Genomic DNA, 22,796 nt, shown 5'->3' on the forward strand with positions numbered 1-22,796 from the left:
TTTCCAGTGACGCGCCGCGAAGGCGCGTTGCCGCAATCGTAAGAATACGAGGTAGATGATGAATTCAACCGTATCCCAGACTCGATCGTTTTCGACGGTCTTCCTGATCGAGATGTGGGAGCGTTTCGGCTACTACGGGATGGCCGCGCTGTTGGTGCTGTTCATGATCGACAAGCTCGGCTTCACCGACAGTCACGCCACGCTCACCTGGGGCGCGTTCACCGCGCTGGTGTATGCCGCGCCGTCGGTAGGCGGCTGGATTGGCGACAAGATTCTGGGCAGCCGCCGCACGATGGTGTTCGGCGCGCTCGTGTTGTCGTGCGGCTATTTCATGCTGGCGATGCCCAACGACGGGCTCAACTACATGTACCTGTCGCTCGGCGTGATCGTCGTCGGCAATGGTCTCTTCAAGGCGAATGCCGCGAATCTCGTGCGACGCATTTATGAAGGCGACGATGCGCGTATCGACAGCGCATTCACCATTTACTACATGGCGGTGAACATCGGTTCGACCGTCTCTATGCTGGCGACGCCGTGGATCAAGGATCACTGGGGCTGGCACGCCGCGTTTGCGGTTTGCTGCGGGGGGATGCTGCTCGCCGTGCTGAACTACTTCATCATGTTCCGCTCGCTGGCGCACGTGGGTTCGGCGCCCGACAACGAACCGGTGCGCTGGCAGCGGGTGGGCGCCGTGCTGGCCGGTGGCGTCGTGTTGGGTCTGGTGACGATGTTCGTGCTGCAGCACAAGGCAGTGGCGGTGGCCTGCGTGTACGCCGCCGGCATCGCGATTCTGGGCATCTTCGGCTACATGCTGATGAAGTGCGAGCACTCGGAGCGCGCAGGACTTATCGCTGCGTTGGTGCTGACATTGCAGGCGATTCTGTTTTTCATCTTCTATCAGCAGATGTCGACGTCGTTGACGCTGTTCGCGGTGCGCAACGTCGACCCGCAGTTTTCGGTGTTCGGCGTGACGTTGTTCACGTGGAGCGCGGCGCAGTTCCAGGCCTTGAATCCGATCTGGATCATGTTGCTGAGCCCGATTCTGGCCTTGCTGTATACGAAGTCGGCGAAGAGCGGCAAGGACGTTTCGGTGGCGGCGAAGTATGCGATTGGCTTTGTCGTGGTGGCAGCGGGCTTTTTCGTCTACGCGGTGAGCGGGCGTTACGCCGTGGATGGCCGCGTGTCGTCGTGGTTCATGGTGGGTGGATACGGGTTGTATTCGCTGGGCGAATTGCTGGTGAGCGGTCTTGGGCTGGCGATGATTGCGCGCTATGTGCCGGCGCGGATGAGCGGCTTTTTGATGGGCGCGTATTTCGTGGCAACGGGCGTGTCGCAGTATCTCGGCAGCGTGGTGGCGAATTTTGCGCAGATGCCGTCGGGGAATCTTGATCCGTTGCAGTCGTTGCCGCTGTATACCCATCTGTTCATGGGGTTAGGGTGGTTGGCGGCGCTTGGCGCGCTCGTGGCTGTTTTGTTGTTGCCGTTGATGAGCCGCTTGTCGCGGGAGCATCATCTGAATGCTTCCGATTCTGTTGGGGCGGGGCATCAGGCTGATGGTATAGCTGTTTAAGGTTTGGTTTTTTGCCTTGCAGGCGGCACTAACTTCCTTGGCCTTTCCTTGCATTCTTTTTGGCCTTTCCTTGCTTTCTTGGTGGTCTATTTGCGTTGCCCTGTGCGGGGCGGCACCTACTTTTCTTTGCCTGCCGCAAAGAAAAGTAGGCAAAAGAAAGCGGCTCACACCGCCAGCTTGTAGGTGTCTCCCTCGCCGCTCACGCGGCATTGGTCCGAGACGAGATCGTCCCTCGGACCACTTCTTCCCGTGACCAGGCAGTCATCCGCTCCAGCGTCGCGCTACGCGCCCCGCCGTCAGGCATAACCCCCTCCGCTCACTTTCCCCCCTCGTTTACAGGCTCGTCGCCTCGCCTCCTGTTCCCACGCTCACGCACACAGACTGCTGCGCGAGCATCGTGGTTTCCTGACCAAACCGATCCACGACGCACGGAGTGCGGAGTGGGATGAATGAGCGCCTTGTCACGAACGCGGAAGGTGCGAGGACAGGTCTCGTCTCGGACCAATGCCGCGGAAACGGCGAGGTGGACACCTACGAGCTGGCGGTGTGAGCCGCTTTCTTTTGCCTACTTTTCTTTGCGGCAGGCAAAGAAAAGTAGGTGCCGCCCCGCACAGGGGCAACGCAAATAGACCGATAAGAAAGCAAGGAAAGGCCAAGAAATCAGGTGCCGCCCCGCGCAGGGAGCAACGCAAATAGACCGATAAGAAAGCAAGGAAAGGCCAAGAAATCAGTTGCCGCCCGGCGCAGGGAGCAACGCAAATAGATCGACAAGAAATCAAGGAAAGGCCAAAAACAAGAGGCAAACCAACAGCGCAAGCAAACGAAAGCAATCCATCAACAGCACCGATAAACCTCAAGCGCCGCACGGCAAAAACCCCCAGCGCCGCATGGCCAGAACCACTTTTACACCTTAAAACATGAGTCAAAATGTGTGAACAAGTCACCGCCACGCAACAAACCGTAACGGTTATACACAAAAGAGTCGCGCAAAACGCCATACCGCTTGTAGAATCCGGCCTTGAAGCGTGCGCATACCGCGAACGTTTCGTGCATTCACTGACCAACAACAGGTAGGAGAAACATGCCGACTTCCGCAAAAAAGGTGGCCAAGAAGGCTGCTACGGTACCGACCAAAAAGGTTGCTGCGAAGAAAGTTCCTGCGAAGAAAGTCGCAGCTAAGAAGGTCGCCGTGAAGGCGTCCGGCGCTCCGTCGCCGATCAAGGACACCTTCACGAAGGCCTCGCTGGCTGCTCACGTCGCAGAACGTGCTGCTGTTGAACCGAAAGCTGCGAAGGCTGTGCTGGCCGCGCTCGAAGACACCATCCTCGGCGCTGTTCACAAGAAGGGCGCCGGCGAATTCACGCTGTCGGGTCTTCTGAAAATCGTCGTTCAAGCTGTCCCGGCAAAGAAGCGCCGCTTCGGCAAAGACCCGTTCACGGGCGAAGAACGCTGGTTCCCGGCCAAGCCGGCTAGCGTGCGCATCAAGGCACGTCCGCTGAAGAAGCTGAAAGACGCAGCAGCTTCGTAATCGCATCCGCCACGCTGCACGTTTCAAACGTCAGCGTGTCGTGACGCGCGCAGTTCCATTACGCACTGCTCGAAGTCTCGAAGCACAAAAATCCCCGTGGGTGAAAAACCCCCGGGGATTTTTTATTGCCTCGCCGTCACCCCCTCGTTGATGAACACTCATGCACCGAGCCGATCGCTGCATCACGCCACACCCCGTTGCGATGCGCGCAATGCACCGCAGTAGCGCATTGCGTGCCGTCGCAGTACGATGGTGCGCATGCCTCTGCCGGCCGCATGCGCTGTTCGTGTGCATTCATCGGGTTTTGCCGCGGAAAGCCAATGGCATAGCGCTTGCTTGATCGTTGCTGAACACCGAATGCGCAGCGCATTCGCCTTCTATCCGACAAAAAGAGCGGGGCGTGACATGCGATGCTATGACGAGATGCGTCATCACGATGAAGTCGTGCGGCCTCATTACGCACGCTTCGAGCGCTGGCTGGCCAAACAGGGCAATGAGGCCATTGCGCGCAAGCGCGCGGAGGCGGACATCCTGTTTCGCCGGGTTGGAATTACCTTTGCGGTCAACGGCGATCTGTCCGGCACGGAACGGCTCATCCCGTTCGATCTGATTCCGCGCATCATTCCGCGCGGCGAATGGCAAAGTCTCGAAGCAGGCCTGCGCCAGCGCGTGCAGGCGCTCAACCTGTTCATCCACGACGTCTATCACGACCGCAACATCGTGCGGGCGGGCATCGTACCGGCCGAGCAGGTCTATACCAATGCGCAGTACCGCCCGGAGATGCAGGGCGTCAACGTTCCCCTCGGTGTTTACGCGCATATTGCCGGCGTCGACGTGGTGCGCGCCGGTGAAGACGGTGCCTTCTATGTGCTCGAAGACAATCTGCGCGTACCGTCCGGCGTCTCCTATATGCTGGAAAACCGCAAGATGATGATGCGGTTGTTCCCCGAACTGTTCGTGCAGAACCGCATCGCGCCGGTGGCGCACTATCCGGATCTGCTGCTTGAAACGCTGCGTTCGGTCGCGCCTGGTGGTGTCGACGATCCGGTCGTGGTGGTGCTCACCCCCGGCATGTACAACTCCGCCTATTTCGAGCACACCTTCCTCGCGCAGCAGATGGGCGTCGAACTCGTGGAAGGCAAGGACCTCTTCGTCGACGACAACTACGTGTTCATGCGCACCACCCAGGGGCCGAAGCGCGTCGACGTGATCTACCGTCGCGTGGATGACGATTTTCTCGATCCGCTCGCGTTCCGTACCGATTCCGCGCTCGGCGTGCCGGGTCTGCTCACGGCCTATCGCGCGGGTCGTGTGGCGCTCGCCAATGCGATGGGCACCGGTATCGCCGACGACAAGTCGATCTATCCGTATGTGCCGGAGATGATCGAGTTCTACCTCGGCGAAAAGCCGATCCTCAACAACGTCCCCACGTTTCAATGCCGCAAGCCGGACGATCTCGCCTACACGCTCGCGCATCTGCCCGAACTGGTGGTCAAGGAAGTGCACGGCGCGGGTGGCTACGGCATGCTGGTTGGTCCCGCTTCCACTGCGGCGGAAATCGAAGACTTTCGCGCCCGGCTCATCGCGCGGCCGGCGGGCTATATCGCGCAACCCACGCTGGCGTTGTCGGCCTGTCCGACCTTCGTCGAGGCGGGCATCGCGCCGCGTCACATCGATCTGCGTCCCTTCGTGCTGTCCGGCAAGACCGTGACGATGTGCGCGGGCGGCTTGACCCGCGTGGCCTTGCAGGAGGGCTCGCTGGTCGTCAATTCATCGCAGGGAGGCGGCACCAAAGATACGTGGATGGTCGACTGATTGGCGCGTGGCCGTCGCGAGGCGGCCGCGCTTGCAACGAGGAATGCCGGGGGCTCGCGCCCGCCGGTGCAAACGGGTAACCCGCGCAGGTCAGGAGAACACCCCAGCCTGTTGCGTCGCGTCAGTCCTCCCACGGGGGCAGGAAAACAGGGGATGGTCCGCTGTTGTCCCGACGGGCTGGCGCCCACAACCATGGAAAGCCGTCATGCTAAGCCGCACTGCCGACCACCTCTTCTGGATGGCCCGTTACATGGAGCGCGCCGAAAACACGGCACGCATGCTGGACATCAACCTGAAGGCGCTGCTGCTGCCGCAGACGCCCGAGCAGGAGGCACGTGCCCAGCGTTCGGTGCTGCGCATCTCCGAACTGGAAGCGGCCTTCTCGCAACGTTTTGACGAGCCCACGCGCGAACACGTGCTCGACTTCATGGTGGCCGACGCCACCAACCCGTCGAGCATTTATTCCTGCCTGCAGGCCGCGCGTGAAAATGCGCGCGCCGTGCGCGGCACGCTGACCACCGAATGGTGGGAGACCATCAACGATACCTGGCTCGAGTTTCAGGAGCGCACCGCGGCGGGGCAACTCACGGCCAATCCGGATGAACTGTTCGAGTGGGTCAAGTTCCGCTCGCATCTGTCGCGCGGGGTGACGATCGGCACCGCGTTGCAGGACGATGCGTTCTTCTTCACGCGTCTCGGCACGTATCTGGAGCGCGCGGACAACACGGCGCGGATTCTCGATGTGCGCTTTGCCGACGTTGAGCCGAATTCGCGCGATGCCGCGCGGCAACTCGAAGACTTCTATTACTGGACCTCGATTCTGAGTTCCGTGTCGGCGCTGGAGATCTATCGCAAGGTGTATCGCGACGTCGTGACGCCCGCGCGGGTGGTGGAGCTGATGATCCTGAACCGGCAGATGCCGCGCTCGCTGCTCGCATCCATGGAAGGCGTATGCGAAAACCTGGCGATGCTACGCACGGCCGGCTCCAACCAGTGCGAGCGCTTCGCCGGCAAGCTGCGCGCCGAGCTGGAGTACTCCGATATCCGGCAGATTTTCGAAGCCGGTCTGCATGCCTATCTGACGCAATTTCTGGCTCGCGTGTTTGAACTCGGCAATCTGGTGGCGCGCACGTATCTCATGCTGCCAGTGGCCTGACGGAGTTTCCCTCATGTATTTGACCATCCGCCACGACACTTCCTATCGCTACGAAGCGACGGTCCATTATTCGATCCAGCAACTGCGTCTGACGCCGGCGAGCGGCGCCGCGCAGGTGGTGCGCCGCTGGACCATCGACGCCCCCGGCAAGCTCGACGCCACTTTCGATGCGTACGGCAACGTGCTGCATACGCTGGTCATCAACAAGCCGCACGACGAGATTCGCCTGAACGTGTCGGGCGAGGTGGATACGATTCCGCTCGTCGACGGTCAGTTGCGCGACGCGGTCGGGCCGATCCCGCTCGAGCATTACACCTGTGCGACACGCCTCACCGACGCCGACGCTGCCGTGCGCGAGCTGGCCGAATCCGTGGAGACGCTCGCCACCGCCAATGGGCTCATCAAGCTGTCCGAGGAGATCGTGCAGCGGGTCAAATACCGGCCGGGCGTCACCGAAGTCACCAGCACGGCGGCGCAGGCGCTCGCGCTCGGCAATGGCGTCTGCCAGGATCACGCGCATCTGATGCTGGCGTGCTGCCGCGCGCGAGGCATTCCGGCGCGCTACGTGAGCGGCTATATCGAACCCGGCGATGTGCCGCACGGCGCGAGTCACGCGTGGGTGGACGTCTGGCTCAACAGCACCGGCTGGGTTTCGGTGGACGTCACGCATGCGGCGTTTGCCAGCGAGATCTACTGCCGCCTCGCCACGGCGCGCGATTACGAAGCGGCTGCGCCGGTGCGCGGCCGGCGCATTGGCGGCCTCGAAGAAAAACTGAAGGTTTCCGTTACCGTGAGCGCACAAGTGCCGCCGCAGATGCCGCAGCAAATGCCACAATAGGCGCGGCGCGTTCGGGGAGACCGGGCGCGTCTTTAGCCACATAGTGTCGCGTTGTCGCGCTTCATGGCACCCCGCGTCAAGGCGCGCGTGCTGCGGCGTGACACAACGCGGCATTACAATAGCGGCGTTTGCGGGACTTTCAGGTATTTTCTATGACTTATTGTGTGGCGATGTGCGTCGACGACGGCCTCGTCTTTCTGTCCGACACGCGCACCAACGCGGGCGTCGATCACATCAGCACCGCGCGCAAGATGACGGTGTTCGAGGCGCCCGGTGAACGCATGCTGGTGCTGCTCGGCGCCGGCAATCTGTCGCTCACGCAAGCGGTCTTGCAGGAATTGAACGAGCCCGTCGATCCCGACCGGCCCACCCTGTGGAACGCCCCCACGATGGCGGACGCTGCGCGCGTGGTGGGCAAAGCGGTGCGCGACGTGCACCAGCGCGAGGCCGAAGCGCTGCACGAATTCGGCGTCGACTTCAATTGCAGCTTCATCCTGGGCGGCCAGATTTCCACCAAGGGCAAGCCGAACCGCAGCCGTCCGCATCTGTACATGATCTACTCGGCGGGCAACTTCATCGAATCGTCGAGCGTGAATCCGTACTTCCAGATTGGCGAGTCGAAGTACGGCAAGCCGATCATCGACCGTGTGCTGACCCCCACCACGCCGCTCGACGAAGCCGCCAAGTGCGCGCTGATCTCGATGGACTCCACGCTGCGCTCGAACCTCTCGGTGGGTTTGCCGCTCGATCTGCTGGTCTACGAAAAAGACGCGCTGCGGGTGACGCGCTTCGTCTCGATCGACCATGACAACACCTACTTCGAGATGATCCACCGCACGTGGGGCGAGCGGCTGCGCCAGGTGTTCTCCGAGATTCCCGATCCGGACTGGCAAACCACGGCCAACGTACCGTTGCAGCGCCCCGAGCGCGAACTGGTGCTGCATCGCGCGCCGGTGGCGACGGAAGAACCCGTTACGGCGCAGCCTGCGCAGACGCTGGCGCAGGCCGATAAAAGCAAGACGCAGCGCTAGGCGGCGCGGGCGGGCGCCGGTTGAATCGCACCGGTTTAGTCGCACTGGCCTGGTCACGCCGCGAATCCGTTTATTGAATCAGCAGGCGGCATTGTTAATCAATCCGCCTGATTTTCATTGGCTATTTTGATTGCGCCAGCGGGTAATTCCGTTCGCTGCGAATCAGGAGATCAATAAAGGTCATCAATAATCGCGATATTTCGGATATCTGAAATATCAAGTTTACTTGACGAAAACCTTTGCATCGCTCAAGAATAATTGCACGCCCTTAATCGAATTTCATGGATTGCCGCTGCGCAATCCGGGAGCGTCAACATGAGCGATGCCGCGCGTAAGTCCGAGGAGTTGCGCAGCTTCCTGTTCCTGACCGTGGTCATGGTGCCCGTGCTGACGGTGATTCTGATCGCCGCGTATGGTTTCGCAGTCTGGTTTTACCAGTTATTGATCGGCGGACCGCCTCACTGATTTTATCGGGTCAATATTTTACGGAAGAGAAATTTAAACCGGTTAAATAGCCGGAGGGGGCAGGTCATGCCTGTTTTAAAAGAGGCCGCTGGATTAACGTCATCCAGAACCCGCCGAGGAGACGATCATGAAGTGCATATTGCCGGCATCGTCGTCCACGCGCAGAAAATACGGCTGGCGGATATCAGGCGCGCAATCAGCAGACTGCCTGGCGCCGAAATTCACGCCGTCACCGAAGACGGCAAACTGGCCGTGACGCTCGAAGGCCGCAGCATGTTCGACGTCGCGGACACGCTCCATGCCATTCATGCACTAGACGGAGTTTATTCAGCCGCGCTGGTCTATCAGCACCACGAGGACATCCAGTCATTGGCCGAGGAGCTGGCTCATGAAGCTGACCCGCCGCGCGTTTATTAAGCAGACTGCGGCAGCAACCGCCGCTTCCGCCGCCGGCATCGTGCTGCCCGGCCTCAATGCCGCAGCGGCGTCCGGCGACCTGACCTGGTCGAAAGCGCCATGCCGTTTCTGCGGCACCGGCTGCGGTGTGAGCGTGGGCGTGAAGGACGGCAAGGTGGTGGCGACGCAGGGTGACCCGCAGGCCGAGGTCAACCGCGGCCTGAACTGCGTCAAGGGCTACTTTCTGTCGAAGATCATGTACGGCGCGGACCGTCTGACCACGCCGCTCCTGCGCATGAAAGACGGCAAGTACGACAAGAACGGCGAGTTCGCGCCGGTCTCCTGGGACCAGGCCTTCGACGTGATGGCGGACCAGTTCAGGCGTGTGCTCAGGGAGAAGGGACCCACCTGCATCGGCATGTTCGGCTCGGGACAATGGACGGTCTGGGAAGGCTATGCGGCCGTCAAGCTCATGAAGGCGGGTTTTCGCAGCAACAACATCGACCCGAACGCGCGGCACTGCATGGCCTCCGCCGTCACGGGTTTCATGCGCACCTTCGGCATGGACGAGCCAATGGGATGCTACGACGACATCGAACAGGCCGATGCCTTCGTGCTGTGGGGTTCCAACATGGCGGAAATGCACCCCATCCTGTGGACGCGCGTGACGGACCGCCGGCTCAGTTCGCCCTCGGTGCGGGTGGTCACGCTCTCCACGTTCGAGCATCGCAGTTTCGACCTGGCCGACCAGACCATCGTCTTCACGCCGCAGTCGGATCTGGCCATCCTCAACTACATTGCGAACTACATCATCAAGAACGACAAGGTGAATCGCGACTTCGTCGGCAAACATGCCGTATTCAAGCAGGGCGACACCGATATCGGCTACGGTCTGCGGCCCGACAATCCACTGCAGAAGGCGGCCAAAAACGCGGGGGATCCGAACGGCTCGCAGCCCATCAGCTTCGAGCAGTTCGCCGCGTTCGTTGCGAAGTACGACGCTGCCTACGTGACGAAAGTCTCGGGCGTGCCGCAAGGCAAGCTCGATCAACTGGCACAGCTCTACGCCGACCCGAAGGTCAAGGTGGTGTCGTTCTGGACAATGGGCTTTAACCAGCATACGCGCGGCACGTGGGCCAACAATATGGTCTACAACCTGCACCTGCTGACCGGCAAGATCGCCACGCCTGGCAACAGTCCGTTTTCGCTGACGGGTCAGCCTTCCGCCTGCGGCACCGCGCGCGAAGTGGGCACGTTCTCACACCGTCTGCCGGCCGACAAGGTGGTCACCAACCCGAAACATCGTGAGGAAGCCGAACATATCTGGAAGCTGCCCGCCGGCACGATCCCGGATAAACCCGGCTATCACGCGGTTTTGCAGAATCGCATGCTGCGCGACGGCAAGATCAACGCCTACTGGGTGCAGGTCAACAACAACATGCAGGCCGCCGCCAACCTCACGCAGGAGACGCTGCCTGGCTATCGCAACCCGGATGTGTTCGTGGTGGTGTCCGACGTCTACCCCACGGTGACCGCCGTGGCCGCGGATCTGATTCTGCCCTCGGCAATGTGGGTCGAGAAGGAAGGCGCCTACGGTAATGCCGAGCGGCGCACGCAGTTCTGGCATCAACTGGTGGCGGCGCCCACGGGCGCCCGTTCCGATCTCTGGCAACTGGTGGAGTTTTCGAAGCGCTTCAAGGTGGACGAAGTGTGGCCCGCGGCATTGCTCGCGCAAAAGCCGGAGTACAAGGGCAAGACGCTCTATGACGTGCTGTATCGCAACGGCCAGGTGGATCGCTTTGCGCTCGCGGAAACCGATCCTCATTACCGCAATGACGAAGCGAAGGCGTTCGGCTTCTATATCCAGAAGGGCCTCTTCGAAGAGTACGCCAGCTTTGGGCGCGGACGTGGCCATGATCTCGCGCCATTCGATGCCTATCACGAGGCGCGCGGGCTGCGCTGGCCAGTGGTGAACGGCAAGGAAACGCGCTGGCGCTACAAGGAAGGCTCGGACCCCTACGTGAAAGCGGGCACCGGCTGGCAGTTCTATGGCAATGCCGATGGCCGTGCGGTGATTTACGCGCTGCCCTATGAGCCGCCGCCCGAAATGCCGGACCAGGAGTATCCGTTCTGGCTCGCCACCGGGCGTGTGCTGGAGCACTGGCATTCAGGCTCGATGACGCGGCGCGTGCCCGAGTTGTACCGCGCGTTTCCAAACGCGGTGTGCTTCATGCATCCCGACGACGCAAAGGCGCTCGGCGTGCGGCGCGGTGTCGAGGTCAAGGTGATGTCGCGGCGCGGCTACATTCTCACGCGCATCGAAACGCGCGGTCGCGACAAGCCACCGCGCGGACTCGTCTTCGTACCGTGGTTCGATTCGAGCCAGTTGATCAACAAGGTGACGCTCGACGCGACCGACCCGATCTCGCTGCAGACCGACTACAAGAAGTGCGCGGTCAAGATCGTCAAAGTATAGGAGCCTGGCATGCGGGCCTCGATCGTTCTTGCCGTCGTTTCGGTGCTGTCGCTGGTTGCGGGCGCGCAGCCGTCCATCCCGCCCGAGCCGTTCCACGATACCTTGCGCGGCACGACGCCACTGGCCGACGAAGCGAAGCCGCCGCTGATCGCCCCCACCGAGAATCGCGACGTGCTGCGTGCGCGCGCCTATGCACAGCAGCCGCCCACCATTCCGCACAAGATCGACGGCTACCAACTGGACCGCAACGCGAACCGCTGTCTGGCGTGCCATGCGCGCAGCCGTGCGGAGGAAAGCGGCGCGGTGCCGGTCGGCGTCTCGCACTACACGGACCGGGCGGGCGAAACGCTCGGCCATATCTCGCCGCGCCGCTATTTCTGCACGCAGTGTCATGTCACCCAGGCCGATGCGAAGCCGCTCGTCGGCAACACCTTTACCGAGCTTCAGGACGTCCGTCTGCCGCCTGCACCGTTGACGGAAAAGCAATAGAGGCACGAGATGCGCGATCTGATCCGCCGTTACTGGAGGACTATCACCCGCCCGAGCGTGTATTTCAGCCTGGGCTTTCTGACGCTCGGCGGTTTCATTGCGGGCGTGGTGTTCTGGGGCGCCTTCAATACGGCGCTGGAGATGACCAGCACGGAGGCGTTTTGCACCGGCTGTCACGAGATGCGTGACAACACCTATGCCGAGCTGAAGACCACCATCCACTACAGCAACCGCAGCGGCTTTCACGCGAAATGTTCGGACTGCCACGTGCCGCACGAGTGGACCGACAAGATTGCCCGCAAGATGCAGGCGTCCAAGGAGGTGTGGGCGAAGGTGTTCGGCGCGGTGAACACGCGCGAGAAGTTCCAGGACAAGCGTCTCGAACTGGCCGAGCACGAATGGGCGCGTTTCAAGGCCAACGATTCGCTGGAGTGCCGCAATTGCCATCAGTTCGACTACATGGATTTCACGCGGCAAAGTCCGCGTGCCCAGGCGGCACATCAGCGCTTTCTGGCGACCGGTGAGAAGACCTGCATCGATTGTCACAAGGGCATCGCTCATCAACTGCCGAACATGACGCAGGCGCAGGCCGATGCGGACGCGCAGCAGGCGGCCAAACCATGAGCGCGTTGCGCCGGGCTTCGTTCATCGCGCTTGTCGCACGGAGGGCGCGCCATGCTGGCCGTTGAGCAACTCAGTCTGGGACGCGGCGCGCGCCTGATCGTGAGCGGCATCGATTTGCAGATCGACGCGGGCTGGGCCTTGCAGATTCACGGCGCCAACGGCAGCGGCAAGACCACGCTGTTGCGGGTGCTGGCCGGTCTGCTACGGCCGGCGGCGGGCCGCATCCATTGGCGCGGTGTGGACGTGCGCACGCAACCGGCAAGCCTGCGGCGCGATCTGGCGTTTCTCGGTCACGCGAACGGTGTCAGCGACGACCTCACGGTGCTGGAGAATCTGCGCTTCGCCGCGCTGCTCGGTGCGGGAACGGGCAATACGGGCAACACCAGGAGTGGCGTGTCGCAGCCATCGGGGATGGCGACTAACGCAACAACGACCGACAAACCGACTGAGCGAACCGAACAAACCGAACGTGACGTGCTGGCGCATGCGGGGCTGTTGCCGTTGCAGCACACCCGCGTGGGATTGCTGTCGCAGGGCCAGCGTCGACGGGTCGCGTTGGCGCGCCTCGCGCTGGAACGCAAGCCGCTCTGGCTGCTCGACGAACCGGCCGATGCGCTCGATGGATGCGCCGCCGACTGGCTCGACGATTGCCTGTGCGCGCATCTGAAAGCGGGGGGTGTGCTGGTCGCCACGACGCATCGTGCGTTGCATACGCCAGCAGATTGCACCCGTCATCTCGATCTCGGACGGAGCGGCGCATGGCTCGACTGACCTGGCGCGTCATCCAGCGCGAACTGGCGCTCACGTGGCGTCGACGCAGCACGACCCTGGGCGGCCTGCTCTTCTTCGTGATGGCAGCGAGCCTGTTTCCATTCGCCGTGGGCCCGGACCCCGCGCTGCTGCGGACCATCGCACCCGGCGTGCTGTGGGTCACCGCGCTGTTCGCGGCGATGCTGTCCGCCGGCCATCTGTTCGGCCAGGACTTCGCGAGCGGCGCACTCGAACAGATGTTGCTCTCGCCGCAGCCGCTCGCCGGCATTGTGTTGGGCAAGGTGGTCGCGCATTGGCTGACGAGCGGCCTCGCGTTGGTGCTACTCGCGCCGGTGGTGGCCCTGCAATACGCGCTCGGCCCGCGCGACACGCTCTCGCTGATGGGCTCCTTGTTGCTCGGCACACCGTTGCTGAGTCTGATCGGTTCAATGGGCGCGGCGCTCACACTGGGCGTGCGCGGCGGCGGCGTCACGCTGGCGCTGCTGATCCTGCCGCTGTATGTGCCGGTCCTGATCTTCGGCGTCGGCGCGGCCGATCCGGGCGCTGCCGCTAACTGGACTGAAGCCAACTTCTCGCTGCTTGGCGCGGCGTTGTGCGTCGCGGGCTGGCTGTGCCCGTGGGCGAGCGCCGCGGCATTGCGGATCGCCCTGGAGTAATGCCGATGCCGCGTCGCCACTATTTCCACTACGCCTCGCCCCGCACCTTCGCGCCGTTCGCGGCGCGAATCGTGCCGTGGTTCGCGGTGGCTTCGGTACTGCTGATGCTCACGGGGCTGATCATCGGACTTGCCGTTGCGCCGACGGATGCATTGCAGGGCGACCTCTACCGCATCATGTTCGTGCATGTGCCGGCGGCGTGGCTGTCGATGTTCCTGTACGTGGTGATGGCCGCGTATTGCGCGCTCAGTCTGATATTGAACGCGCGGCTCGCCGCCATGATGGCTCAGGCGCTCGCGCCGACTGGTGCGCTCTTCACCGTGATCGCGCTGCTCACGGGCGCGTTGTGGGGCAAGCCCGCGTGGGGTGCGTGGTGGGTCTGGGATGCGCGCCTGACCTCCGAGCTGATTCTGTTGTTTCTGTACCTCGGCTTCATGTCGCTGCACGCCGCCATCGACGACCCGCGCCGCGCCGATCGCGCGTGCGCGGTGCTCGGCCTGATCGGTGTCGTGAATATTCCAGTGATCTATTTCTCGGTGCAGTGGTGGTACACGCTGCATCAAGGGCCGTCGCTAGGCTTTGGCAGCGGCGTGGCGATGACGGCGTCGATGGTGTGGGGGCTCGTCGTGATGAGTGGCGCGTTCTGGGCCTGGTCGATCGCGGTCGTGCTCACGCGCGTGCGCGTCATCATGCGGGCGCGCGAACGCGCCGCGCCCTGGGAGGCGCGATTCGAGGAGCGTCCCGCATGAATAGCGTCAACGGCATGGCGAGCGTCGTCACACGGATCGCCACGGATGTCATGGCGATGCTGGGCCATAGCGCCTATCTCAGCGCTGCGCTGCTGAGCAGCTTTGGCCTGCTCGCGCTCGAAGCATGGTGGGTGCGCGCGTCGCATCGCGGTCAGGACGTGGGCAGTTCACACGATGTCGAATCGGGCTCCGGAGATGAACGCTAGAAGCCGCCGCGTGGTCTGGGTGGGGAGCGGCGTGGCGGCCGTCGCGCTGGCCTGTGCGCTGGTATTGAACGCCTTTCGCGCCAACGTGGTGTTCTTCGTCACGCCGAGCCAGATTGCAGCACACGCCATGCCGTCGACGCGGCATTTCCGGCTCGGTGGACTGGTCGAGCGCGGCTCGCTAAGACGTGAGCGCGACGGTCTCACGGTGCACTTCATCGTGACCGACACGGCGACGGCCATTCCAGTCGTCTATCGCGGCCTGTTGCCCGATCTGTTTCGCGAGGGCAGTGGCGTGGTGGCACAAGGCTGGCTGGACGGTGTGGGTCAGTTCCATGCCGACCAGGTGCTCGCCAAACACGACGAAAAGTACCAGCCGCCGGAACTGGGCGCACCGCTCCACGAGGCGCGCGACGGCGCGGCGGCCGTGCCCGCGACGCTGCATGCCGCAGCCGGCCCCGCCGTGGGAGGCACAGCGCCGTGATCCCCGAGATTGGACACTTCGCGCTGATCGTGGCGCTGCTGCTGGCACTCATCAGCGGTGTGCTGCCGGTGCTCGGCGCGCGGCGCGGCATCGAAGGCTGGATGCGTCTCGCGTGGCCGGCGGCTCGTGCGCAGTTCGGTTTCGTCGCGCTGGCTTTCGGCTGTCTCGGATGGTCGTTCTTCAACAACGATTTTTCCGTGCTCTATGTGGTGGAGAATTCGAACGCCACGCTACCGGCCATCTACCGGCTGACAGCGGTGTGGGGTGGTCACGAAGGTTCACTGCTGCTGTGGGTGTTGCTTCTGACGCTGTGGATGACCGCTGTGAGCTGCTTCAGCCGGCAACTGCCGCTGGCATTCGTGGCCCGGGTGCTGGGCGTGATGAGCTGGATTGCGAGCGGCTTTCTGCTGTTCATGCTGTTCACGTCGAACCCGTTCGCGCGGCTGATTCCGCAGGCAATGGATGGCCGCGATCTGAATCCGCTCTTGCAGGACCCCGGCATGGTCACGCACCCGCCGGTGCTGTATATGGGCTACGTCGGCTTTTCCGTGGCGTTCGCGTTCGCCATCGCCGCGTTGCTGTCGGGCCGCCTCGATGCGGCATGGGCCCGCTGGTCGCGTCCGTGGACGCTTGGCGCGTGGCTATTCCTCACGCTCGGCATCATGTTAGGAAGCGGCTGGGCGTACTACGAACTGGGATGGGGCGGCTGGTGGTTCTGGGACCCGGTGGAAAACGCCTCCTTCATGCCGTGGCTTGCGGGGACTGCGCTGATCCATTCACTCGCCGTCACGGAGAAGCGCGGTGGCTTTCGGAGCTGGACCGCGCTGCTGGCCATCTGCGCGTTTTCGTTGAGTCTGCTGGGCACGTTTCTGGTTCGCTCCGGGGTGATCACCTCGGTGCACGCGTTCGCAGCGGACCCGGCGCGCGGGGTGTTCATTCTCGCGTTCATGGCCGTGGTGGTGGGTGGTTCGCTGCTGCTGTTCGCATGGCGAGCGCCGCGTATGGGCCGGGGTGGGAGCTTTGAGGCGGGCTTTGAGCCGACTTTTGAGCCGGGCTTCGAACCCGTCTCGCGCGAGACCCTGCTGCTTTCCAACACGGTATTGCTGAGCGCGGCGGCGGCCTCGGTGCTGCTCGGCACGTTGTATCCGATGGCGCTCGATGCGTTGGGGCTCGACAAGATTTCAGTGGGCGCGCCTTATTTCGACGGCGTATTCGTACCGTTGATGACGCCGGCTATCTTCCTGATGGGCGTCGGTCCGCTGGCGCGCTGGAAGGCCGCGCGTGCGCCCGAGCTGGCCATGCGTCTGCGCTGGGCTGCGTTGATCAGCGTCGTCACCGCGCTGGCGTTGCCATTCGTATTGGGGAGTTGGCGCCCGCTCGTCAGCCTCGGACTGCTGCTCGCCATGTGGAGCTTTACCAGCGTCGCGGAGAGCATGCGCGAACGGCTCGCGGCAACGGTAGACGGCCCACGGCGCGCGCAGGTGGCTGGGCAATGCGGGCGTCGCTTGGATGTGAAGACGGTTGAACCGCTGACGCGGTTTGGGCGAGTGCCGCGTGCCACTTACGGCATGTGGCTCGCGCACGCGGGGATCGGAGTATTCATCGTGGGCGTGACGCTGGTCAAGGGCTACGAATCCGAGCGCGATGCGCCGCTGCGAGTGGGCGAAAGCATGGATGTCGGCGCTTATCGGTTTCGCTTTGACGGCGTGCGCGATGTCATGGGACCGAACTATCGCGCCACCCGTGCCTCGGTCGAGGTGAGCCGCGACGGAGCGCGCGTGACGACGCTCTATCCCGAGAAGCGCCTCTTTCTCGTCGAGAAAACGCCGATGACCGAAGCGGCGATCGACCACGGCCTGTGGCGCGATCTGTATGTAGCGATGGGCGAGCCGATCGGCGGCGGCGCGTGGACGCTGCGCGTGCAGATCAAACCGTTCGTGCGCTGGATCTGGGCCGGTTGCCTCTTGATGGCCGCCGGTGCGCTGCTCGCGGCGAGCGACCGCCGTTACCGGGTTCTTCAACGGCGCCATGTGTTGCGTGTATCGCAGGTGGCGCAGATCAGTCGCATCACGGGCGCGAGCGGTGTGAACGGTATGAGCGGTGCCGTGGATGGTGCGCACCCTGCGCCCGCCGGCTCTGATACGCCGCGTCATCCTGTCAGCGAGGAGGGCCGGTGAAGCGCTTTCTGTTGCCGCTGCTCGGCTTCGCCATGCTGGTGATGGTGCTTGCAGCCGGGCTTCGGAACGATCCGCGCCGCCTGCCTTCGGCGCTGATCGGTCAGCCCGCGCCGTATTTCGATCTGCCTCGCCTGCAAACGCCGGATCAGCGTTTCTCGCCACGGACGCTGCTCGGCAAGGTCTGGATTCTCAACGTCTGGGCGTCGTGGTGCGAGTCGTGTCGCGATGAACACGCACTGCTGGTCGATCTGGCCGCACTCGGCATCGCGCCGCTGTATGGCCTCGATTACAAGGACGAGCGCGGGCCGGCCTTGCAGTGGCTTGCGGCGGCAGGGGATCCTTATACGGCGTCCGCCGTCGATCGCACTGGGGGTACCGGTATCGACTACGGCGTGTATGGCGTGCCGGAGACCTTCGTGATCGACCGGAGGGGCGTCGTGCGCTATCGGCAGGCAGGGCCGCTCACGCCGCAGTCCCTGAACGGCACGATCCTGCCGCTCGTCACGCAATTGCAACGCGAGGGCCTGGATGATTAGCGATCCTGTGCAGTGCCGGAGGTTGGGGGCGAAGCCCTGGGTGACGCTCGGTTGCAAACTTTTAAGCGCGGTGTTGCTGGCAGGCGTGGTGCTGAGTGGCGCCGCATTTCACGCCAACGCCAGCGCCACCAACGCCAACGCCAACGCCAACGCCAACGCCAACGCCAACGCCAACGCCAACGCCAACGCCAACGCCAACGCCAACGCCAACGCTACCACCGACGCTACCACCGACGTTACCACCGACGCTACCACCGACGCCACCACCGACGCCCGCGTGCACGAACTCGCGCAACAGTTCCGCTGCCTCGTGTGCCAGAACCAGAGTCTTGCCGATTCGAATGCCGCGCTGGCCGCCGATCTGCGCGACACGATCCGCAAGCAGGTGCAGCAGGGCGCGACCGATGAGCAGGTGCGCGCATACATGGTGCGCCGCTACGGCAACTTCGTGCTTTACCGTCCGCCGCTGAAACCGGCCACGTGGATGCTGTGGCTTGGACCCTTCGTGATACTGACGTTCGGGGCCGGCACGCTGCTGCGGCTGGTCTTGCGTCAGCGCGACGCGCCAACGCGCCCGCTCGACGCTGAAGAACAGCGCCGCGTCGACGCGTGGCTCGCCGCGGACGACGGAGCATCACAACCATGATCGCCTTCTGGCTCTGCGTTGCCGTCATGCTGGGCATCGCTCTCGCCAGCGTGATGTGGCCGTTGTTGCGGCGTACACCGGGCGAAGCGCGCCATGCAGACCGTGACAGGGGCGAGCGTGGCGTCGCCCTCACCGTCGCGCTCTGCCAGACGGCCTTAGCCGAGGTGGAGCGCGACTTCCGCGCAGGTCTGCTCTCGGCGCAGGCGCGCAGTGAGGCGCGAGATGATCTGCAACGGCGTCTGATCGAAGAGACGCGAGCGGAGGCGCACGCAGCGCAAACGCCCGGGCCGGCCACCCGGCCGGTGAGCATCGCGCAACGGGCGGGCACAGCCGCCGTGCTGCTGGCGCTGCTGCCTACGCTGGCCGTCACGTTGTACATGCGTCTTGGCGAACCGCTCGCAATTGCGGTTCAAAGTGCCAGTGATGCCGGCGCGCTCGACGATCACGCGGCCTTCCAGGGCTCGCTCGAGTTGATGGTGGGACGGTTGGCGGCGCGCTTGCAGAGGCATGCAGGTGACGCACAGGCGTGGGCGATGCTGGCGCGTTCATACGCGGCGCTGGATCGTGCAAACGACGCAGTGGCCGCGTATCAGCGTGCGATTGCTCTGGCTCCGCGTGATGCGTCGTTACTCGCCGATTACGCCGACGCGCAGGCGAGCGCGAACGACGGCGATCTGAACGGGGCGGCGTGGGCGTCGATTCGCGCGGCTCTGGCGCTCGATCCGCGCGAACCGAAGGCCCTGGCGCTAGCTGGCTCGGCAGCCTTCGACCGGCACGATTATCCGCTCGCGATTCACTACTGGGAGCAACTGGAAAAGACCGTCGACGCGAACTCGCAGACGGCAGTGCAGGCGCGCAGGAACATCGCAATGGCGGCGAGGCTCGAAGCACTCGCAGCAGACCTGTCCGACACATCCGACGTATCCGACGCTCCGGCCCATCCGTAAGCCCGCGCTCCACCAAAAGAAAAAGCCAGCCACCGGCTTGTTGCCTGTGGCTGGCTTTCGAACAGCGTGCTGCTTTAGCTGTCCATCAAAGTCGCTTTAGAACTTGTGACGGATACCGAAGCTGACGATTTCCTGCGTGGTCGAATCCGACGCGTAGCCGTAGTCGGCTGCCGACGCCGTCACGTTCGTGCCCGAAGCCTTCTGGTACACGCCGATCAGGTACACGTCCGTACGCTTGGACAGGTTGTAGTCGCCGCCCAGCGAGACCTGGTTGTACGTAGCCGACGGGCCGCTGCCCGAACCGTGCGTGAACGTGTAACCCAGACCCAGCAGTGCAGCCGGCGTGAGCTGATAGTTCACGAAGCCTGCGCCAACGTTGAAGCGTTCCGTCGAATTGAACGACGAGAAAGCATCAGCCTTGTATTGCGAGTTGCTGTAACGGATGCCAGCCGTGACCGGGCCGACTACGTACTGTGCTGCAACCGAAGCGATGCCGATCGACTTGGCCGATGCGAAGGCCGAGTTGATGGTCGAGTCGAAGTTTGCGTCAGACGTTGCGCCCGTGCTCCAGCCGCCTGCGCGAGCTGCCAGCGTGGAACCGTTGTCCATGCGGATGTAGCCTGCTGCAACGCTGAACGGACCCGTTGCATACGTTGCTGCGCCCGACCACGTTTGACCCGAACCCGTTGCGCCTGCAACGCCGCCGAAGCCGTAGAAGCCTTCGAACTGGAAGCCCGAGTACACAGCCGACGTGAACTTGAACGAGTTGTTCGTACGCGAGCTGTTGTCGTTGTTGTCGACGTCGCCCGGCGTGGTGAACGTGGAACCCCAGTAGTTGTCAGCCGTGATCGGCTGAACCAGGTCGACCAGCGGGTCGTACTGGCGGCCGATCGTGACCGTGCCGAACTGGTCGCTCGTCAGACCGACATACGCTTGACGGCCGAACAGCTTGCTGCTGCCGTTGTACGAACCCATTGCGCCGTTGTTCGGGTTAAAGCCGTTTTCCAACTGGAAGATCGCCTTCAGGCCACCGCCCAGGTCTTCCGTACCCTTCATGCCCCAACGGTTACCTTGCAGGTTCCCACCAGCGAGGGCCCAAAGGTCTTTGTTCTGCGCATTTGCGTTATGCACGTACTGGATCGAATCGTCCAGCACGCCGTAAAGGGTAACGCTGCTTTGAGCGTGTGCTGCGCCTGCGGCAGCCAGAAGTGCCAGCGAGAGGCTAGACAGAGCGACTTTTTTCATCCATTTCTCCACGCGATGATTGGTTTCGTTGTTGCGGAACGGAGAATAACGCAGGCCGTTCGTAGGGGCGAAATGAAAAAAAATGAGTGTCGTCTAAAAGTCACACCGGCCGAAAACTCTTATGTATCAAGCTCATTAGCTATAGTTGCTTTTTTAGCAATATCGCGCGTCAAAAAACTCAATATTGTTGTTTTGTTTATAGTGACGGAGCCAAGGCACATCCTTGGTGCGTGAATTTGAAGGTGTTTTGTAATCTACTTGTCTGTCTGGCGGGGGGCTTTTCGGCGTGCTTTTAATTCAGGCAGTGCGCGCGAATTGACATGCGCGCTGGACATCTGGAGATGATTGTGCGCGCATCTAATGAGGTGTCGAGGTGACGCGCGAAGTGTTCGAGGGCCCCCGTGTCCCGATTGGATGCCTCGAGTCGTGGTCCCTACGCGCTACGCCGAGGCGACTATCCGCATGGCGCGGGCGTGGTTTCGAACGCGCTGATGGAACGCGCTCAGTCCTGGTCGCCGGGCGGCGGCGCGGCCGGGCGGTCGCTTTCGCGCAAACGGTTGACCACAGCCGTGGCGATCAGCGCCGCACCGGCAGCTATCAATACGGTGCCCCACGTGTGCTGCCTGACGTAACGGTTCGCTGCGCCGGCCTTGCGTCCGGCGAGCAGCAGCGTGGTTGCGGCGACACGGGTCGCCTGATCTTCCGCCTGAACCACCTTGCGGCCAAGCTGGGCGGCCGTCTTCAGACTGACACCGAGCGCGCCCGCCCGCTTGCTGCGCAGCGCCGCGAAGGCCACGCGTGATTGACCGGAGGCGGCGCGTGATGCCACCGGTGTGAACGGCCCCGGGCCCCGCATGCCGGCCGATCCGGTCGGACCACCCACGGGATTGGAGAAGCTCTGCAGCGCCTGGCCGGGCACGGTCGACGCCGCCATCACCGAAGCCATCTTCGCGCGACTGCCGGGCGGCGCTTCTTCTAGTTGTCCCCACGCGCCGCGCGGATCGTACAGACGCCCGCGCGCCGCCGAAAACTCCGCGCCGAGCAACAGGACCACTGCCGAGAAGTACAGCCACATCAACAGCACGGCCAGCGAACCCGCCGCGCCGAACGAGTTGGCCATCCCTGCATGCGCGAGGTACACCGCGAACAGTTTCTTGCCAGCCGAGAACAGCACGGCCGCGACCGCGCCGCCGACCAGCGCGTCGCGCCAGCGCACCGGCGCATCAGGCAAAAACTTCAGCAAGGCGGCAAAGGCGAACGCAAGCACGAGCAGGCCGACGCCGAGTTGTAGCAGATTGCCGATGGCCACATAAGGCGACTCGCCCCACAGCCAGCGCCCGATGAACTCAATGGCGGTGTCGAGCACCAGTGACACGATCAGCAGAAACGCCACGCCGAGCACGAGGCCGAACGAGACGAGCCGCACGCGCACCATTGCGATGACGCTCGACGCCCGCGGACCCGACAGCGGCCACACGATATTGAGCGCACTGTTGAGCGAAGAGAAAGTGGCCGATGCACCAATGGCAAGCAGCGCGAAGGAAATGATCGCGGCGATGCCGCCCGCGCTGCCGCTGTGACGGGCGTTTTGAACGATTGTTTGCACACCCGCGGCGGCGTCGTCGCCGAGCATGCCGTGGATGTGGGCGAACAGTTCGCCGCGCGCCGCCTGTGCGCCAAAGAACCAGCCCGCCACCGCGATCACCATGACGAGCGTCGGCGCCAGTGAAAACGCAGCGTAAAACGCGATGCTCGCCGCCATCGCGGCGCAGCGGTCTTCAGCGAACTGTTTGAATGCGCCGACTGCCCACGAGGCTTGCTGGCGCGCGACGCTTTGCAGTTTGTCGGTGGAGAGCGTGTCGATGTCCATAGCGTGCCTTGACTGGATTGCGGCGCCATCGATTGCGCCAGTTCTTCTTTTCGCAAGCCGTGTGCCTGTTACCACTATAGCAAGCAGAGGGACGGGCAGGCATGGGCGTCCGGCGCGATGTCCC

The 22,796-nt window shown here is 63.1% G+C and carries 22 protein-coding genes; 20 read left to right on the top strand and 2 right to left on the bottom strand.

Annotation, left to right across the window (positions count from 1 at the left end; genetic code table 11):
- Window positions 1-55: 55 nt before the first annotated feature.
- The 20 genes from D0B32_RS04055 to ccmI all read left to right on the top strand — a co-directional run bounded on the left by D0B32_RS04055 (window position 56) and on the right by ccmI (window position 19,557).
- Window positions 56-1,570 carry a peptide MFS transporter gene (locus D0B32_RS04055; protein WP_181969705.1) on the top strand — a complete coding sequence of 505 codons (1,515 nt, stop codon included), beginning with the start codon at window positions 56-58 and terminating at the stop codon, window positions 1,568-1,570.
- Window positions 1,571-2,651: 1,081 nt separating this feature from the next.
- Window positions 2,652-3,098, top strand: coding sequence for an HU family DNA-binding protein (locus D0B32_RS04060; protein ID WP_117332370.1), 447 nt, complete (start codon window positions 2,652-2,654; stop codon window positions 3,096-3,098).
- Between the two features lie 405 nt (window positions 3,099-3,503).
- Window positions 3,504-4,913, top strand: a complete 1,410-nt coding sequence (locus D0B32_RS04065; protein WP_117333451.1) for a circularly permuted type 2 ATP-grasp protein — start codon at window positions 3,504-3,506, stop codon at window positions 4,911-4,913.
- A 205-nt stretch (window positions 4,914-5,118) separates the two neighbouring features.
- Window positions 5,119-6,069 carry an alpha-E domain-containing protein gene (locus D0B32_RS04070; protein WP_117332371.1) on the top strand — a complete coding sequence of 317 codons (951 nt, stop codon included), beginning with the start codon at window positions 5,119-5,121 and terminating at the stop codon, window positions 6,067-6,069.
- Between the two features lie 13 nt (window positions 6,070-6,082).
- On the top strand, window positions 6,083-6,907 hold the full coding sequence (locus D0B32_RS04075) for a transglutaminase family protein (protein WP_117332372.1): 825 nt from the start codon (window positions 6,083-6,085) through the stop codon (window positions 6,905-6,907).
- A gap of 152 nt (window positions 6,908-7,059) precedes the next feature.
- Entirely contained in the window at window positions 7,060-7,938 is an 879-nt protein-coding gene (locus tag D0B32_RS04080) for a proteasome-type protease (protein ID WP_117332373.1), read from the top strand.
- Between the two features lie 315 nt (window positions 7,939-8,253).
- Window positions 8,254-8,403 (top strand): periplasmic nitrate reductase, NapE protein, encoded by a 150-nt coding sequence (gene napE / locus D0B32_RS04085; protein ID WP_117332374.1) that lies wholly within the window; start codon window positions 8,254-8,256, stop codon window positions 8,401-8,403.
- A gap of 66 nt (window positions 8,404-8,469) precedes the next feature.
- Window positions 8,470-8,820, top strand: a complete 351-nt coding sequence (locus tag D0B32_RS04090) for a chaperone NapD (protein ID WP_117332375.1) — start codon at window positions 8,470-8,472, stop codon at window positions 8,818-8,820.
- A complete protein-coding gene (gene napA, locus D0B32_RS04095) occupies window positions 8,792-11,275 on the top strand; it encodes a periplasmic nitrate reductase subunit alpha (RefSeq protein WP_117332376.1) in 2,484 nt (827 codons plus the stop codon). The genes D0B32_RS04090 and napA overlap by 29 nt, the downstream gene beginning before the upstream one ends.
- Window positions 11,276-11,284: 9 nt before the next feature.
- Window positions 11,285-11,764: a nitrate reductase cytochrome c-type subunit gene (locus D0B32_RS04100; RefSeq protein ID WP_117332377.1), complete on the top strand. Its 480-nt coding sequence runs from the start codon at window positions 11,285-11,287 to the stop codon at window positions 11,762-11,764.
- 9 nt (window positions 11,765-11,773) lie between these two features.
- Window positions 11,774-12,388, top strand: a complete 615-nt coding sequence (locus tag D0B32_RS04105) for a NapC/NirT family cytochrome c (RefSeq protein WP_117332378.1) — start codon at window positions 11,774-11,776, stop codon at window positions 12,386-12,388.
- Between the two features lie 51 nt (window positions 12,389-12,439).
- On the top strand, window positions 12,440-13,159 hold the full coding sequence (ccmA, locus tag D0B32_RS04110; RefSeq protein WP_117332379.1) for a heme ABC exporter ATP-binding protein CcmA: 720 nt from the start codon (window positions 12,440-12,442) through the stop codon (window positions 13,157-13,159).
- A complete protein-coding gene (ccmB, locus tag D0B32_RS04115) occupies window positions 13,147-13,815 on the top strand; it encodes a heme exporter protein CcmB (protein ID WP_117332380.1) in 669 nt (222 codons plus the stop codon). The genes ccmA and ccmB overlap by 13 nt, the downstream gene beginning before the upstream one ends.
- A 5-nt stretch (window positions 13,816-13,820) precedes the next feature.
- Window positions 13,821-14,564, top strand: coding sequence for a heme ABC transporter permease CcmC (gene ccmC, locus D0B32_RS04120; protein ID WP_404935514.1), 744 nt, complete (start codon window positions 13,821-13,823; stop codon window positions 14,562-14,564).
- Window positions 14,561-14,770, top strand: coding sequence for a hypothetical protein (locus D0B32_RS04125; protein WP_117332382.1), 210 nt, complete (start codon window positions 14,561-14,563; stop codon window positions 14,768-14,770). Before ccmC ends, D0B32_RS04125 begins: the two co-directional genes overlap by 4 nt.
- A complete protein-coding gene (ccmE, locus tag D0B32_RS04130; RefSeq protein ID WP_117332383.1) occupies window positions 14,760-15,251 on the top strand; it encodes a cytochrome c maturation protein CcmE in 492 nt (163 codons plus the stop codon). The genes D0B32_RS04125 and ccmE overlap by 11 nt, the downstream gene beginning before the upstream one ends.
- Entirely contained in the window at window positions 15,248-17,428 is a 2,181-nt protein-coding gene (locus D0B32_RS04135) for a heme lyase CcmF/NrfE family subunit (protein WP_117332384.1), read from the top strand. Before ccmE ends, D0B32_RS04135 begins: the two co-directional genes overlap by 4 nt.
- On the top strand, window positions 17,425-17,964 hold the full coding sequence (locus D0B32_RS04140; RefSeq protein ID WP_117332385.1) for a DsbE family thiol:disulfide interchange protein: 540 nt from the start codon (window positions 17,425-17,427) through the stop codon (window positions 17,962-17,964). Before D0B32_RS04135 ends, D0B32_RS04140 begins: the two co-directional genes overlap by 4 nt.
- Entirely contained in the window at window positions 17,957-18,610 is a 654-nt protein-coding gene (locus D0B32_RS04145) for a cytochrome c-type biogenesis protein (RefSeq protein ID WP_117332386.1), read from the top strand. Before D0B32_RS04140 ends, D0B32_RS04145 begins: the two co-directional genes overlap by 8 nt.
- On the top strand, window positions 18,607-19,557 hold the full coding sequence (gene ccmI / locus D0B32_RS04150) for a c-type cytochrome biogenesis protein CcmI (RefSeq protein WP_117332387.1): 951 nt from the start codon (window positions 18,607-18,609) through the stop codon (window positions 19,555-19,557). The genes D0B32_RS04145 and ccmI overlap by 4 nt, the downstream gene beginning before the upstream one ends.
- Before the next feature lie 96 nt (window positions 19,558-19,653).
- On the opposite strand, the gene D0B32_RS04155 is transcribed toward ccmI, so the two are convergent.
- Both D0B32_RS04155 and D0B32_RS04160 read right to left on the bottom strand, forming a co-directional pair.
- Complete coding sequence (locus D0B32_RS04155; protein WP_117332388.1) at window positions 19,654-20,802, bottom strand: porin; 1,149 nt, start codon at window positions 20,800-20,802, stop codon at window positions 19,654-19,656.
- Between the two features lie 502 nt (window positions 20,803-21,304).
- Window positions 21,305-22,672 carry a YihY/virulence factor BrkB family protein gene (locus D0B32_RS04160; RefSeq protein ID WP_117332389.1) on the bottom strand — a complete coding sequence of 456 codons (1,368 nt, stop codon included), beginning with the start codon at window positions 22,670-22,672 and terminating at the stop codon, window positions 21,305-21,307.
- Between the last annotated feature and the right edge of the window lie 124 nt (window positions 22,673-22,796).

The sequence above is a fragment of the Paraburkholderia sp. DHOC27 genome (genome assembly GCF_003429005.1).
In the GTDB taxonomy this organism is placed as follows: domain Bacteria; phylum Pseudomonadota; class Gammaproteobacteria; order Burkholderiales; family Burkholderiaceae; genus Paraburkholderia.

Bases quoted from the DNA above. Each gene is read 5' to 3' on its own strand.
- D0B32_RS04060 (WP_117332370.1), top strand. From the start codon at position 2,652: ATGCCGACTTCCGCAAAAAAGGTGGCCAAGAAGGCTGCTACGGTACCG.
- ccmI (WP_117332387.1), top strand. From the start codon at position 18,607: ATGATCGCCTTCTGGCTCTGCGTTGCCGTCATGCTGGGCATCGCTCTC.
- napE (WP_117332374.1), top strand. From the start codon at position 8,254: ATGAGCGATGCCGCGCGTAAGTCCGAGGAGTTGCGCAGCTTCCTGTTC.
- ccmC (WP_404935514.1), top strand. From the start codon at position 13,821: ATGCCGCGTCGCCACTATTTCCACTACGCCTCGCCCCGCACCTTCGCG.
- napA (WP_117332376.1), top strand. From the start codon at position 8,792: ATGAAGCTGACCCGCCGCGCGTTTATTAAGCAGACTGCGGCAGCAACC.
- ccmE (WP_117332383.1), top strand. From the start codon at position 14,760: ATGAACGCTAGAAGCCGCCGCGTGGTCTGGGTGGGGAGCGGCGTGGCG.
- D0B32_RS04160 (WP_117332389.1), bottom strand. From the start codon at position 22,672: ATGGACATCGACACGCTCTCCACCGACAAACTGCAAAGCGTCGCGCGC.
- D0B32_RS04090 (WP_117332375.1), top strand. From the start codon at position 8,470: ATGCCTGTTTTAAAAGAGGCCGCTGGATTAACGTCATCCAGAACCCGC.
- ccmB (WP_117332380.1), top strand. From the start codon at position 13,147: ATGGCTCGACTGACCTGGCGCGTCATCCAGCGCGAACTGGCGCTCACG.
- D0B32_RS04065 (WP_117333451.1), top strand. From the start codon at position 3,504: ATGCGATGCTATGACGAGATGCGTCATCACGATGAAGTCGTGCGGCCT.
- D0B32_RS04100 (WP_117332377.1), top strand. From the start codon at position 11,285: ATGCGGGCCTCGATCGTTCTTGCCGTCGTTTCGGTGCTGTCGCTGGTT.
- D0B32_RS04155 (WP_117332388.1), bottom strand. From the start codon at position 20,802: ATGAAAAAAGTCGCTCTGTCTAGCCTCTCGCTGGCACTTCTGGCTGCC.
- D0B32_RS04105 (WP_117332378.1), top strand. From the start codon at position 11,774: ATGCGCGATCTGATCCGCCGTTACTGGAGGACTATCACCCGCCCGAGC.
- D0B32_RS04075 (WP_117332372.1), top strand. From the start codon at position 6,083: ATGTATTTGACCATCCGCCACGACACTTCCTATCGCTACGAAGCGACG.
- ccmA (WP_117332379.1), top strand. From the start codon at position 12,440: ATGCTGGCCGTTGAGCAACTCAGTCTGGGACGCGGCGCGCGCCTGATC.
- D0B32_RS04055 (WP_181969705.1), top strand. From the start codon at position 56: ATGATGAATTCAACCGTATCCCAGACTCGATCGTTTTCGACGGTCTTC.
- D0B32_RS04145 (WP_117332386.1), top strand. From the start codon at position 17,957: ATGATTAGCGATCCTGTGCAGTGCCGGAGGTTGGGGGCGAAGCCCTGG.
- D0B32_RS04070 (WP_117332371.1), top strand. From the start codon at position 5,119: ATGCTAAGCCGCACTGCCGACCACCTCTTCTGGATGGCCCGTTACATG.
- D0B32_RS04125 (WP_117332382.1), top strand. From the start codon at position 14,561: ATGAATAGCGTCAACGGCATGGCGAGCGTCGTCACACGGATCGCCACG.
- D0B32_RS04080 (WP_117332373.1), top strand. From the start codon at position 7,060: ATGACTTATTGTGTGGCGATGTGCGTCGACGACGGCCTCGTCTTTCTG.